Annotated in this window: 11 protein-coding genes; 1 reads left to right on the forward strand and 10 read right to left on the reverse strand. The window is 54.6% G+C overall.

Annotated features, from left to right (window positions below; genetic code table 11):
- Positions 1–105: 105 nt before the first annotated feature.
- On the forward strand, positions 106–651 hold the full coding sequence (locus NHG65_RS20620; RefSeq protein WP_261428269.1) for a MarR family winged helix-turn-helix transcriptional regulator: 546 nt from the start codon (positions 106–108) through the stop codon (positions 649–651).
- Here NHG65_RS20620 and NHG65_RS20625 read toward each other — a convergent pair.
- From NHG65_RS20625 to bamA, 10 genes are all read right to left on the reverse strand, one after another.
- Positions 648–2792: a lysine decarboxylase LdcC gene (locus NHG65_RS20625; protein ID WP_219016853.1), complete on the reverse strand. Its 2145-nt coding sequence runs from the start codon at positions 2790–2792 to the stop codon at positions 648–650. The two genes, NHG65_RS20620 and NHG65_RS20625, sit on opposite strands and share 4 nt — an antisense overlap.
- 134 nt (positions 2793–2926) lie before the next feature.
- Complete coding sequence (gene accA, locus NHG65_RS20630; RefSeq protein WP_085118517.1) at positions 2927–3886, reverse strand: acetyl-CoA carboxylase carboxyl transferase subunit alpha; 960 nt, start codon at positions 3884–3886, stop codon at positions 2927–2929.
- Positions 3887–3898: 12 nt separating this feature from the next.
- A complete protein-coding gene (gene dnaE, locus NHG65_RS20635) occupies positions 3899–7387 on the reverse strand; it encodes a DNA polymerase III subunit alpha (RefSeq protein ID WP_085118519.1) in 3489 nt (1162 codons plus the stop codon).
- Between the two features lie 83 nt (positions 7388–7470).
- Positions 7471–8064 (reverse strand): ribonuclease HII, encoded by a 594-nt coding sequence (gene rnhB, locus NHG65_RS20640; protein WP_283603798.1) that lies wholly within the window; start codon positions 8062–8064, stop codon positions 7471–7473.
- Positions 8061–9209, reverse strand: coding sequence for a lipid-A-disaccharide synthase (lpxB, locus tag NHG65_RS20645; RefSeq protein WP_099065012.1), 1149 nt, complete (start codon positions 9207–9209; stop codon positions 8061–8063). The genes rnhB and lpxB overlap by 4 nt, the downstream gene beginning before the upstream one ends.
- Before the next feature lie 3 nt (positions 9210–9212).
- A complete protein-coding gene (gene lpxA, locus NHG65_RS20650) occupies positions 9213–10001 on the reverse strand; it encodes an acyl-ACP--UDP-N-acetylglucosamine O-acyltransferase (RefSeq protein WP_012146483.1) in 789 nt (262 codons plus the stop codon).
- 3 nt (positions 10002–10004) lie between these two features.
- On the reverse strand, positions 10005–10460 hold the full coding sequence (gene fabZ / locus NHG65_RS20655; protein ID WP_017893789.1) for a 3-hydroxyacyl-ACP dehydratase FabZ: 456 nt from the start codon (positions 10458–10460) through the stop codon (positions 10005–10007).
- 161 nt (positions 10461–10621) lie between these two features.
- Positions 10622–11644 (reverse strand): UDP-3-O-(3-hydroxymyristoyl)glucosamine N-acyltransferase, encoded by a 1023-nt coding sequence (lpxD, locus tag NHG65_RS20660; protein ID WP_085118523.1) that lies wholly within the window; start codon positions 11642–11644, stop codon positions 10622–10624.
- 3 nt (positions 11645–11647) lie between these two features.
- Positions 11648–12145 carry a molecular chaperone Skp gene (gene skp, locus NHG65_RS20665; RefSeq protein ID WP_099065011.1) on the reverse strand — a complete coding sequence of 166 codons (498 nt, stop codon included), beginning with the start codon at positions 12143–12145 and terminating at the stop codon, positions 11648–11650.
- Positions 12146–12304: 159 nt separating this feature from the next.
- Positions 12305–14710 (reverse strand): outer membrane protein assembly factor BamA, encoded by a 2406-nt coding sequence (gene bamA / locus NHG65_RS20670; RefSeq protein ID WP_112347220.1) that lies wholly within the window; start codon positions 14708–14710, stop codon positions 12305–12307.
- Positions 14711–14729 lie beyond the last annotated feature (19 nt).

The following is a 14729-nucleotide window of genomic DNA, read 5'->3' on the forward strand; positions in this document are numbered from 1 at the left end:
CATTTGGTTTCGATTCGAAACCAAATGCACAATAAATCCTCGCTCCTGACTTGTCAATATAGTTTTTAATCGATACTATTTTCACAGCCTAATGAGGAGTACATATTGAGACTGTTTGATTTATTGGAGCGGCTGAATAGCCTGCAACGCAGCTGGCTGCGCAACCATGAAGAACTGGATAACCTGCCCCCGGTGCAGTTAAGCGCGTTGTATTATCTGGCACGCTGCAACCATTACTCCAACACGCCGATGGCAGTGGCGGAATATCTCGGCCTGACCAAGGGCACGGTATCGCAATCGCTAAAAAAGCTGGAAAGTAATGGGATGATCGCCCGTACTGCGGACGAGAAGGACCGCCGTAGCGTCAGGTTAAAGCTGACCGACAAGTCACGTGCATTGATGGATGCTCTGTTCCCACCGGCCTATTTACAAAATGCGCAGGATGCCATGCAGCAGGACGGTGGGCAGTTGCTGGAACTGTTGACGCAGTTACTGCGCCAGTTGCAAAAGCAGGATAATAATGTGGCGTTATTCGGCGAATGCCATCGTTGCCGTTACCACCAGCGACAGGACGGCCAACCATTTTGTGGGCTGACGCAGGAACCGCTGCCATCAAGCAGCGTGAACCTGATTTGCCGGGAATTTGCTTAAGCCAGCGGCGTTTTCAGCACCTTCACCAGATAACGTCCGTCCTCGGTCAGCTTCGCGCCATGGATATCGGTTTCAAAGCCTGGATAACGTTCACCGATCGAGCACAGCATCAGCAGGAAATCGAGTACTGCACGGCTCTCTTCGGTGATCATCTCGCCCGGCATCACCAAAGGTACCCCTGGCGGATAAGGCAGGATCATATTGGCCGCCACCTTGCCAACCAACTGATCCAGTTCGCAGGTTTCTACGTTGCCGCGCACCTGTTGCTGGAACATCTGATGCGGCGTCAGCTTCATTTCAGGCAGCACGTCAAACGCCCGCTGCATCAGGCCTGGCAGATCGTGCCGACGGATTAAACTGTGGATCCCGGCGGCAAGATCCTGAATGCGCATATTGCGGTAGAAATCCGGATCTTCAGCAAACAGATCCGGCAGCATGTTCTTCACCCGCAGGTTGAGATCGTAAGCGCGTTTGAAATCGGTCAGACCACGCAGCAGGCTCATCGCCTTGGTTTTATCAATGCCGATGCTGAACAGGAACAGCAGGTTATAGGGCCCGGTTTTTTCTACCACGATACCGCGTTCATCCAGGTATTTCGCCACCAGCGCCGCCGGTATCCCGCTCTCTTCCAGCATGCCCAACTCATTCATGCCCGGCGTCAGGATGGTGACCTTGATCGGATCGAGGTACATGTGGTCACGGTCGGTGTTGCCGAAACCGTGCCAGTTATCATCCGGGTTCAGTGGCCAGCACTGCGCCTCGTCGATCTCCTCCGGCTGCCAGATGTCGAAGAACCAGCTATCGCTCTCCCCTCGTAACCGCTGTACCTCACGGCGGAAATGCAATGCACGCTCCACCGAGCGATTAATCAAACGCCGCCCCGGATTACCACGCAGCATCGCCGCCGCGGTTTCCATCGAGGCCACGATGCCATAATTCGGCGAAGTGGTGGTGTGCATCATATAGGCTTCATTAAAGGTGCTTTCGTCATAGTCTCCCTTAATGTGGATCATCGAGGCCTGCGAAAACGCTGCCAGCAATTTGTGCGTAGACTGGGTTTCGTAGATCACCTTGCCGGGCGTGCGCTCACCGCTCATGCCACTCTTACCGTCGTAAATCGGATGGAAGTTGGTATAGGGCACCCAGGCTGAGTCAAAGTGGATCGAGGGCACGTCCAGCGTCTGTTTGATGTAGTCGGTGTTATACAACAAACCGTCATAGGTAGAATTGGTGATCACCGCATGCACCGGCCAACTGGCATTAGCCGTCGCCGCGACCCGGCCGGCAATGCTCTCATGGGTAAACTCATGCTGTGGGATGCCACCGAGAATGCCATAGGCGTTACGCAGTGGGCGCAGGTAGATCGGGACGATATCGCTCATCATCAGCAAATGGCATAAGGATTTATGGCAGTTGCGATCAATCAATACCGTGCTGCCGGTCGGCGCCGAATACATGCCGACAATTTTGTTGGCAGTGGAGGTGCCGTTGGTCACCAGATAACTCTGTTCGGCGTTAAAAGTACGCGCTATATACTCTTCGGCCTCCAGATGCGGGCCGGTGTGATCCAGCAACGAACCCAGTTCGGTAACCGAAATCGAAACGTCGGCTTTGAGAGTATTGGCACCGAAAAAGTCGTAGAACAAACAGCCGACCGGGCTTTTCTGAAACGCAGTGCCGGCCATGTGCCCTGGGGTACAGAAGGTGTATTTCCCTTCACGCACGTAGTTAAACAGCGCCTTGGTCAAGGGCGGCGTAATGGTATCGATATATTCGTCAGTGTATTGCTGGATGCGCTGGGCAATATCATCCGCCGCATTCAGGGCGTACTCGAAGAAATACAGCGCCATACGCATTTCATGCAGGCTGACATCAAAGGTGGAGTGGGTGTTGATAAATGCATACAACGGCAGATATTCATTCAGCTCGTTGATGTCACTGCACAATTCCAGGCTGTAATCGTCCCAGTCAAAAATCACTCCGCAAATGCGCGCGTTGGCCTCGATCAGCTTTAACAGGTCACCGCTGTTTTTCGGATACACCAGTTGGAAATCCATTGCAGTCAGTGCGGTGTGAAGCTCGCGGATCGGCTCGTCTTTGTAATAAACGCCCGCTGGGCTCATGATCGCGATGATATTCAACGGCTGCTCCTGTCAGTTAACCAGCAATCATCTATAACAACATGAAAAACCCGGACTGTGTACCCCAAAAACTCCCTTTTCATCAGCCAAAAAAAAACCGCCCGGAGGCGGTTTCTTGCAACACATGATAAAACTCAGCAGTAGCCGTAGTTCATCAGGCGTTGGTAACGACGGTTGCGCAACTCTTCGTTGTTCAGGCCGTCGAGATCTTTCAGGTCAGCCAACAGCTGCGCTTTCAGCGAGGCTGCCATCGCCGGCACGTCACGGTGAGCAGAGCCCAAAGGCTCCGGGATCACCGAGTCGATCAGCTTCAGTTCTTTCAGACGCGGTGCGGTAATGCCCATCGCTTCTGCAGCCAGAGGAGCCTTGTCAGCACTCTTCCACAGGATGGAGGCACAGCCTTCCGGTGAGATCACCGAGTAGGTGCTGTACTGCAGCATATTCACTTTGTCGCCAACGCCGATAGCCAATGCACCGCCAGAACCGCCTTCGCCGATCACGGTGCAAATCACCGGGATATTCAGACGAGACATTTCACGCAGGTTATGGGCTATCGCTTCTGACTGACCGCGTTCTTCCGCGCCCACACCCGGGTATGCCCCTGGAGTGTCGATGAAAGTGATCAACGGCAGTTTGAAGCGAGCAGCCATTTCCATCAGGCGCAGCGCTTTGCGGTAGCCTTCCGGTGCCGGCATGCCGAAGTTACGGCGGATTTTCTCTTTGGTTTCGCGGCCTTTCTGATGACCGATGATCATCACCGGGCGACCATCCAGACGAGCAATACCACCGACAATCGCTTTATCATCGGCATAGGCGCGATCGCCTGCCAGTTCTTCGAAGTCGGTAAAGATGTGTTTGATATAATCCAGGGTATAAGGACGGCGTGGGTGGCGTGCCAATTGGGCAACTTGCCAAGCCCCAAGATCGGAAAAAATCTTGCGCGTCAGCTCAACGCTCTTTTCACGAAGGCGCTGAACCTCTTCGTCCAGATTAATATCTAATTTTTCGTCTTGACGGCTGACTGCAGTCAGCGAGTCAATTTTCGCTTCCAGCTCTGCAATCGGCTGTTCAAAATCAAGAAAATTCAGACTCATAGCATTCCTATTTTAGTCAAATTCCAGTTCCACCTGCTCATTACCTACCAAAGTCCGCAAATCTATCAATAAGCGGTCGGTGGGCGTCACGCGCCAGGTTGCGCCAAAACGCAGCTTGGCCCGCGCATCTTCCCGTTGATAGTAAAGATGCACTGGAATCGTCCCCGAGCGATGGGGTTCCAAAGACTGACGGAGACGGTTCAAAAGCTGGTCATCAATTTGCCTGTCCGTCAGCGAGATAGCAAGTCCGCGAGCGTATTTTTCACGGGCTTCACTGATGTCCATTAGCTCGCGGGCAGTCATTTTAAGCCCACCGCTAAAGTCATCAAAGCTGACCTGTCCACTGGCGATCAGGATACGGTCTTTTTCCAATAAATGCTGGTATTTTTCTAACGCATCGGTGAATAACATCACTTCCAGACGGCCTGAACGGTCATCCAGCGTACAAATTCCGATGCGATTACCGCGCTTGGTGACCATTACCCGTGAGGCGATCACCAGCCCAACGGCGGTCGTCATTTTGCCCCGGTCCGTCGGATGCATATCTTTCAAACGCTGGCCACCGGCATAGCGTTCGATCTCCTTCAGGTACTGGGTGATCGGGTGGCCGGTGAGGTATAACCCCAGGGTTTCCCGTTCACCGTCCAGCACCACCTGCTCCTGCCAGAGGGGCACGTTGGCGTAGGATTGCTCTACCTGCTCCGGCGCTTCCGCCAGTACGCCAAACATGTCCACCTGGCCGATCGCTTCGGCTTTGGCATGCTGATCCGCCGCTTTCAGGGCGTCGCCCAATGAATTCATCAGTGCGGCACGGTGCGGCCCAAGGCGGTCGAATGCCCCGGACATGATCAACTTTTCCAGAATACGGCGGTTCAGTTTTTTGATATCAGAGCGAGCACAGAGATCAAACAGGTCTTTGAAATAACCCTGCTCGCCACTGTTACGCGCTTCAAGAATGGCTTCAATCGGCCCTTCCCCGACGCCTTTGATAGCGCCGATGCCGTAAACGATCTCACCTTCGTCGTTAACGTGGAAATGATACTGGCCGCTGTTGATGTCCGGCGGCAGGATTTTCAGGCCCATGCGCCAGCATTCATCCACCAGCCCCACCACCTTATCGGTGTTGTCCATATCGGCGGTCATTACCGCCGCCATAAACTCGGCCGGGTAGTGCGCCTTCAGCCACAACGTCTGGTATGACACCAGCGCATAGGCGGCGGAGTGCGATTTGTTGAAGCCGTAACCGGCGAATTTCTCCACCAGGTCAAAGATTTTTACCGACAATTCACCGTCGATGCCGCGTGATTTTGCACCGTCCTCGAAACCGCCGCGCTGCTTGGCCATCTCAACCGGGTTCTTTTTACCCATCGCACGACGCAACATGTCTGCGCCGCCCAGCGAATAACCGGCCAGCACCTGGGCAATCTGCATCACCTGTTCCTGATACAGGATGATACCGTAGGTAGGCTCCAGCACCGGTTTAAGCGACTCATGCTGCCACTGGATATCCGGGTAGGAAATCTCTTCACGGCCGTGCTTACGGTCAATAAAGTTATCTACCATGCCTGACTGCAGCGGTCCCGGGCGGAACAGCGCCACCAGTGCGATCATATCTTCGAAACAGTCGGGCTTCAGGCGTTTGATCAGGTCTTTCATGCCGCGTGATTCGAGCTGGAAGACCGCCGTGGTCTCCGAACGCTGCAGCATGTCGAAGCTTTTCTTGTCCTCGAGCGGGATGGCGGCGATATCGATCGGTTCCAGCCCGGTTTTCGCGCGGCGGGCGTTGATCATCGCCAACGCCCAGTCGATGATGGTCAGGGTTCGCAGCCCCAGGAAGTCGAACTTCACCAGCCCGGCGTATTCCACATCGTTCTTGTCAAACTGGGTTACCGGATGCTGACCTTCGGCATCGCAGTACAGCGGTGCGAAGTCAGTGATTTTGGTCGGTGCGATCACCACACCACCGGCGTGCTTACCGGCGTTACGCGTCACCCCTTCCAGCTTGCGCGCCATGTCGATCAGCGCTTTGACTTCCTCATCGGCCTCGTAGATTTCCGGCAGCTGCGGTTCGGCGGCAAAGGCTTTTTCCAGCGTCATGCCCGGATCGGGCGGCACCAGCTTGGAGATGCGATCGACGAAGCCATACGGGTGACCCAGTACACGGCCCACGTCGCGAATAACCGCTTTCGCCGCCATGGTACCGAAGGTAATGATCTGCGATACCGCCTCACGGCCGTACATCTCCGCAACGTGCTCAATCACCAGATCGCGTTTTTCCATGCAGAAGTCGACGTCGAAGTCAGGCATCGAAACACGTTCCGGGTTAAGGAAACGTTCGAACAGCAGGTCAAATTCCAGCGGGTCAAGATCGGTGATTTTCAGCGCATAGGCCACCAGAGAACCGGCACCAGACCCACGACCCGGCCCTACCGGCACGTCGTTGTCCTTCGACCACTGGATGAACTCCATCACGATCAGGAAGTAACCCGGGAAGCCCATCTGGTTGATCACTTTCAGCTCAATATCCAGACGTTCGTCGTATTCAGGGCGGCGCTCAGCACGTACCTGCGGATCCGGGAACAGGAACTCCAGACGATCTTCCAGCCCTTCCTTCGACTTCAGGACCAGGAAATCCTCGGTAGTCATATCACCGGTTGGGAACTGCGGCAGGAAGTACTCGCCAAGGCGGATAGTCACGTTGCAACGCTTGGCAATCTCTACGCTGTTGAGTAACGCCTCCGGGATGTCGGCAAACAGCTCGCACATCTCGTCTTCGTTACGCATGTATTGCTGCGGAGTATAGTTACGCGGCCGCTTGGGATCGTCCAACGTGAAGCCGTCGTGGATGGCGACGCGGATCTCATGGGCGTCGAAGTCATCCGCTACCAGAAATCGTACATCGTTAGTGGCCACCACCGGCAGCCCGCGTTCGGTCGCCAGCGCCACCGCAGCATGCAGGTAGTTTTCTTCGTCCGGCCGACCGGTGCGGATCAGTTCAAGATAATAGCTGTCAGGGAAGTACTGCTGATAGAACTCCAGACACTGATCCACCTGCGGCTGGTTGCCACGCAGCAGAAACTTGCCGACGTCGCCCAGACGGGCGCCAGAGAGCAGAATGAGCCCTTCACGGTGCTCAATCAGCCAGTCACGATCGATGATCGGACCGGCGGCGCCGTAACCACGCTGATAGGCGCGAGAAATCAGCAACGTCAGGTTTTGGTAACCTTCATTATTGGCGGCCAGCACGGTGAGCTGCGCCAGCTCATCGCCCAGCACTTCGCTTTGCACATGAAAATCCGCGCCGATGATCGGTTTGATCCCGGCGCCGTGCGCGCTGCCATAGAACTTCACCAGACCACACAGGTTGGTAAAGTCGGTAATTGCCAAAGCAGGCATGGCTAACGCGGCGGCTCTTTTCACCAACGGCCCGATCTTGGCTAATCCATCAATCATGGAGTAGTCACTATGAACGCGCAGGTGAATAAAACGAGGTTCGGCCATATCCAGATACCTGAATCTAGGGGCTCAGCGAACTGAACCCGGGTTAACTCTATCGCGTGCCTGGCCCGGATAAGGCCGGCAGATTACAGCGCCAGCACCCTTCTGACCGGGGCAAAGCTGCGGCGATGATGTTCGGTCGCACCCAGCGCGGCCAGCCGCTCCAGATGGAAAGCGGTTGGGTAGCCTTTATGCTGCGCAAAACCGTAGTCCGGGAATTCCCGATCCAACTCAGTCATTTCGCGGTCACGCGTTACCTTCGCCAGAATGGACGCTGCACTGATTTCCGCCACGCGGCTGTCGCCTTTCACCACCGCCTGCGAGCGCATCGACAATTTCGGGCAGCGGTTACCGTCAATCAATACCATGTCCGGCGCGATATGCAATCCGGCAACTGCACGCTGCATCGCCAACATAGTGGCATGCAGAATGTTCAGTTGGTCAATCTCGTCCGGCTCGGCGCGCCCCAAACTCCAGGACAGGGCCTTCTCGGTAATTTCGTCATACAGCGCCAGGCGGCGTTTTTCACTGAGTTTTTTCGAGTCCGCCAGCCCTACGATCGGTCGTGCAGGATCGAGGATCACCGCAGCGGTCACAACCGCGCCCACCAAGGGGCCACGCCCGACTTCGTCCACGCCGGCAATCAGCGTGGCGACAGGATAGATGAAAGGTTCAATCATGCTTTTGCCAGCTCCAACACAGCCTGAGCGGCCTGTTCATCGGCACCACAACGGATGCTTTGGTGCAAGTTAAGGAAAGTCTGTTTCAGTTCGTCAGTTTGCGGACTATCTTCCAGCAGCGGCATTAGCGACGCCGCCAACTTGTCCGGCACGCAATCGTGCTGCAACAGTTCGGTGACGATTTCACGACCGGCCAGCAGATTAGGCAATGAGACATACGGCGTCTTCACCAGCCGTTGCGCTATCCAGAAGGTAAACGGTTTCATGCGATAACCCACCACCATCGGGCATTTGGCCAGCATACACTCCAGCGCGGCAGTGCCGGAGGCCAGTAATGCTGCGTCGCTGGCGATCATCGCCTCGCGCCCCTGGCCGTTGAGCAGGTGAACCCTTAACTCGGGCGCCACTTCGGCCTTGATGCGCTCGAACTGTTCGCGTCGCTTGGCATTAACCAGCGGCACCACCAGTTCCAGATCCGGATAGCGGGTACGCAGCAACTGGGCCGTTTTCAGAAAATCGGCGCTTAGCATCTCGACTTCCGCACCGCGGCTGCCCGGCAACAGGGCCAGACAACGGGCATCCGGGGCGATGCCCAGCGTGGCGCGCGCAGCCAGTTTATCTGGTTGCAGCGGCATGGCGTCGGCCATGGTATGGCCGATAAACCGACAGGGAACGTTGAAACGATCGTAAAACGCTTTTTCGAAAGGGAGAAATGCCAGCACCAGATCGGTGGCTTTGCCTATTTTGAAAACGCGCTTTTGACGCCAGGCCCAGACGGAGGGGCTGACATAATGAATGGTGCGGATGCCGCGCTGTTTCAGGCGACCTTCCAGGGTGATATTGAAGTCCGGCGCGTCGATACCCACAAACACGTCCGGCTTCAGTTCGCTGAACCGGCGGGTAAGATCCTTGCGGATCTTTAACAGGCGTGGCAGGCGCTCAAGCACCTCGACCACGCCCATTACCGCCAGTTCTTCCATTTCGTACCAGGTTTCGCAGCCTTCGGCCTGCATCAGCGGGCCGGCGACGCCAACAAAACGCGCGTCGGGGATCTGCGCCTTGAGCGCGCGGATTAAACCGGCGCCAAGAATATCACCGGAAGTTTCTCCGGCGACCAATCCGATGGTCAATGGGCGATTTTGCATAGGTCAGCGAATAATACCGCGGGTGGAACGACCAAAGAAATCAAGGAACTGCTGCACCACCGGTTGTTCTTTCGCCAGGGCTTCGATTTCTGTTTTCGCTTCATCCAGCGTTTTCTCGCTGCGATAAAGAATTTTGTAGGCGTTACGAATGGCCTGCATTTCATCTTTATCAAAACCACGACGCTTCAGGCCAACGGCGTTAACACCGAATGGCGTGGCGTGGTTACCCTGCGCGATGACAAAAGGAGGCACGTCTTGGGCAACGCCGGAACAACCGCCCACCATCACGTGAGTACCGATAATGCAGAACTGATGGATAGCCGTCATACCACCGATAATGGCATGATCATCAATTTCCACATGGCCGGCCAGCGTGGCGTTGTTTGCCAAAATACAGGAGTTACCCACCACACAGTCGTGCGCAACATGCACGTTAACCATCAGCAGGTTATCATTACCTACTTTGGTCAACCCAGTGCCCTGCGCTGTGCCGCGATGAATGGTGACGCTTTCGCGAATGCGGTTGCGATCGCCAATCTCGACACGCGTCGGTTCACCCGCGTATTTCAGATCCTGATTCACTTCACCAATAGAGGCGAACTGATAGATCTGATTATCGCGGCCGATTTTGGTCAAGCCATTCACCACAATGTGGGACTTCAGTACCGTGCCTTCGCCGATTTCCACCTGGGAGCCGACGTAGCAGAAGGGACCGATGTGTGCACCAGCGCCGATAACGGCGCCTTCTTCAATAATCGCGCTAGGATGGATAAAGGCGGTTTTGTCGATCACGGATTAGGCCTCCCGGCTGCGCGCACACATCATGGTTGCTTCGCAGACAATTTTGCCGTCGACGGTCGCCACGCCTTTAAAGCGCGTCAAACCACGACGAGTTTTCTCAAAGGTGACTTCCATGATCATTTGATCGCCAGGCACTACCGGTCGTTTGAAGCGGGCTTCGTCGATACCGGCAAAGTAATACAACTCACCCGGCTCCAGTTTGCCGACGCTTTTGAACGCCAGAATACCGGTGGCCTGCGCCATGGCTTCCAGAATCAATACGCCTGGGAAAATCGGCTTACCAGGGAAGTGTCCCTGGAAAAACGGCTCATTTACAGATACGTTCTTCACCGCACGCAGGAATTTGTGCTCCTCAAACTCGAGGACGCGATCGACCAGCAAGAACGGGTAACGGTGAGGAAGCAACTCTAAAATTTCTGCAATATCCAGAGTATGAGTGTCAGTAGTCAAAATACTCTTCCTGTCTCTAAAAACTGATGGCATCAACAACACGGCCTGCGCTGCCCCCAATAAGGAGGAAGTCATGCAGGCCGCAAATTAACAACTCTTTGCGCTTTTGGTCTCATGACCAACGCGTTTCGTTTTGTACCCAGCGAGGCGGGCGATAGTGATTAGTCTTTTCCGACTTTTCGTTCGACAGCTTTTAAGCGCTTGCTAATCTCATCGATATTCATCACCAACGCAGCGGTTTTACGCCAAACTTTGTTGGGTTGTAACGGAATGCCCGAAGAGTATACCCCAGGTTCGGTGATTGGTCGCATAACCATTCCCATTCCGGTGACAACAACTTTGTCGGCGATCTCCATGTGACCGTTGATCACACTGGCTCCGCCGATCTGGCAATAGCGGCCAATCTTCAAGCTACCCGCCATGATCACACCGCCGGCAACGGCAGTATTGTCGCCAATCACCACGTTATGTGCAATCTGACATTGGTTGTCGATGATAACACCATTCCCGATCTGGGTGTTATCCAACGCGCCGCGGTCAATGGTGGTGCAAGCGCCAATCTCGACGCGATCGCCGATGATTACCGTGCCCAGCTGAGGAATTTTAATCCACTCGCCACGTTCGTTGGCATAGCCGAAACCATCAGCACCGATCACAGTACCTGATTGGATCAGGCAGCGCTGACCGATCTCGACTTCATGATAAATAGTTACGTTTGCCCACAGACGCGTACCCGCGCCAATGCGTGCAAGTTTGCCGATAAAGCAGCCAGGACCGATAACCACGTTATCGCCCAGAACGGCGCCAGACTCGATCACCGCATTAGCACCAATGGCCACATTCTGTCCCAGAGTGGCAGCAGGTGAGATAACCGCGCTTGGGGCGATATCCTGAGCCGGAGACGGCGTGGTGTCCATCAGTTGCGCCATGCGCGCGTAAGTCAGGTAAGGGTTTTTAACCACCAGCGCCGCAGAACGGCAGTGTGGTAAATCCGCTTCGGTAAGCACTACTGCGCTTGCCAGGCAGGAAGACAGCTGCTCTTGATAGCGGCTGTTTGACAAAAACGTGATTTGGCCAGCCTGTGCCGAATGCATAGAAGCAATGCCGGTGATGACGAGATCGCCATCACCGTGCAATTGTGCATCCAACTGCTGCGCTAGATCAGCCAGTCGAATTGAAGGCATGTGTTATTTAACCTGTTTCAGCACGTCAGCAGTGATATCTTTAGAAGTCCCTGCATAGGCAACTGCGTTAGCATCGATGACTACGTCGTAGCCTTCTTTGCTGGCAACAGATTTCACAGCGTCCTGAATACGGCTCAGGATTTTGTTACGCTCTTCCATCTGACGGCGACGGTTGTCCTGCTCAAAAGCCTGTGCTTTCTGAGAGAACTGCTCGCGCTGTGCCATCACATCTTTTTCCGCCTTGCTGCGATCGCTGGCTTTCATGGTAGCGCCATCACGCTGCAAACGTTGCATTTTGGTCTGAAGGCTACGCTCCATGTTCTGAAGCTCACCCGCACGGCCTTTAAACTCGTTTTCCAGCTGTTTAGCTACGGTTTCACGAGCCGGCAACTGTTGGAAAATGCTGGAGACGTTAACTACAGCGATCTTATCTGCTGCCTGAACGCCAGCTGAAGCAGCCATTGCTAAACCGAGGCCTGCGGCACACAACCACTTTTTCACTATAAACTCCTTACCATCACCCATTTGTGTCATATGACACTTGAAGTACACAATCTGCCAGACTTATCCCACAAAACAATGAGAATCATCTCTCTGTGCTCTGACGGGCGCCTGGCATTTGCGATTCTTAATAACTGCTATGCCCAGAAGCGGGACCTGTTACCAGGTCTTGCCAATGTTAAACTGGAACTGTTCGGACTTGTCGCCTTCGTATTTCTTGATCGGGTTGGCATAAGAGAACACCAACGGACCCAAAGGTGACATCCACTGCAAGGCGATACCGGCAGAAACGCGGATATTGCTCGCTTTACTGTAGTCCGGAATATCGTACATGCTGGTCTGAGCGTCATTCTTCCAGTTGGTATCCCACACGGTACCCGCATCCATGAACAAGGAAGTACGCACCGAGTTGGCGTATTTCTCGCTGATAAATGGTGTTGGTGTGATCAGCTCCATACTGGCGACGGCCATGGCGTTGCCGCCCACCGCATCGTCAGAACTACACACAGCGGCACCATTGGTACAGCTGTACGAGTTGGAGTTGTAGTACGCCGCTTTCGGACCAATGGTGTTGGAACCGAAACCACGCACGGTGCTCGAGCCGCCGGCGTAGAAGTTCTCGTAGAACGGCATTTCTTTGCCGCCCAGACCATCGGCATAACCCAGACGGCCACGACCCAACAGTACCCAGGTGCGATCGTCGTTGATTGGGACGTATTGCACGCTGTCCAGCGTCATTTTGTAGTATTCGTTATCCGACCCCGGAATGGTGACTTTACCATTCAGCGTTGTGCGGTTACCCGAGGTTGGGAAATAACCCCGGTCAAGGTTGTTATAGGTCCAACCCAGGTTCAGCGTGAAGTCATCGGCAGAATAACTGGCCCGATCGGTCTTGTTCGGATCCAGACCCATCGAGTCCAGATAACGCCACATGGCAACCTGAGGCTGCATGTTAGACAAGCCGTTATGCACGTAACCCAAGCCGGTGCGCAACGAGTTGTTTTCGTTGATCGGGAAGCCCAGGGTGCCGTCGATACCGTAACTCTTGTTGGTATAGTCGGACAGGTCCGCGTCATCGGCTTTAAAGTCGTTGTAGAAGATACGGCCACCCAAACTCACACCGTCAACGGTGAAGTACGGGTTGGTTACCGACAGCTCGGTGTAAGTCTGGTAGTCGTTCTTGGTCCCGCTGATGCCGACGGAATAGCCGGTCCCCAGCCAGTTGTCCTGCTGAACGCCCGCCTGGAAGCTCACGCCGCTCTCGGTGCCGTAGCCGACACCGAAGTTGAAGGTACCGGTGTTACGCTCTTTCACCTTGTAGGTGACGTCAACCTGATCCGCAGTACCCGGAACGCGCTGGGTTTCCACATCTACCGTTTCAAAATAGCCCAAACGGTTCAGACGTTCTTTACCCTGCTCGACCTGAGCGTTGCCCAGCCACGCGCCTTCCATCTGACGCATTTCACGGCGCAGTACGGAATCTTTACTGGTGTCGTTGCCTTCAAACTTAATGCGACGCACATAGAAACGGTTGCCCGCATCAATGTTCACATGCAACTTCACGGTTTTATCCGCGTCGTTGATTTCAGGCTGGGTAGAAACACGCGGGTAAGCGTAACCATAACGGCCCAACATCGTTTTGACGTTGTCTTCCATCTTGGTCACTTTACTGCCGTTATACAGCTCACCTGGCTCAATCTTGGTCAACTGGGCAACTTCCGCCGAGTGGCCGGCCAGATTGCCGTTCACCACCACGTCGGTGAGCTTGTACTGCTCGCCTTCAGTGATATTGACGGTGATGTAAATGCCTTTTTTGTCCGGCGTCAGGCTGACCTGAGTCGAATCAATATTGAAGCGTGCATAGCCGCGGTCCAGATAGAAACTGCGCAGGGTTTCGAGGTCACCCGCCAGCTTTTGCTTCTGGTATTTGCGATCGCCAACCACGTTCCACCACGGCACTTCATCACGCAGTTGGAAGCGTGAAATCAGTTCATCGTTGGTGAAGGCATGGTTGCCGACAATGTTGATTTGTTGAATCTTGGCGGAAACCCCTTCCGTGAACACCAGTTTCAGGTCGACACGGTTACGCGGCAGCGGCGTGACAACGGCTTTCACCGAGGCACTGTATTTACCGACGCTGTAGTAGAAGTCTTCCAGCCCTTTTTCAATGCTGGATATGGTGGTGCGATCGAGCGCTTCGCCAACCCGAACGCCAGAGGCCTCCAGGTTTTGCTTGAGCATGTCATCTTTCACCGACTTGTTGCCGGAGAAAGTGATGCTGGCAATGGTAGGGCGTTCCTTAACCTGAACAATCAGCGTAGTACCATCGCGCAGCACGCGAACGTCCTCAAAGTTGCCAGTGGCAAACAAGGCACGGATGGTATTACTGATATCATCGTCAGTGACGGTATCGCCTACGCGAACCGGCATGTTGAGTAACGCCGCACCGACGGCGACTCGCTGCAGGCCTTCGAAATGAATATCCTTCACTACGAACCCGTCTGCACCGTATACGGTGGCGCTGCCAAACAGCAGCGACGCTATGAGCAACTTTTTCATCGCCATCGTTGTTATGCGTTCTTCC

The sequence above is a fragment of the Serratia myotis genome (assembly GCF_027474885.1).
Classification (GTDB): Bacteria; Pseudomonadota; Gammaproteobacteria; order Enterobacterales; family Enterobacteriaceae; genus Serratia; species Serratia proteamaculans.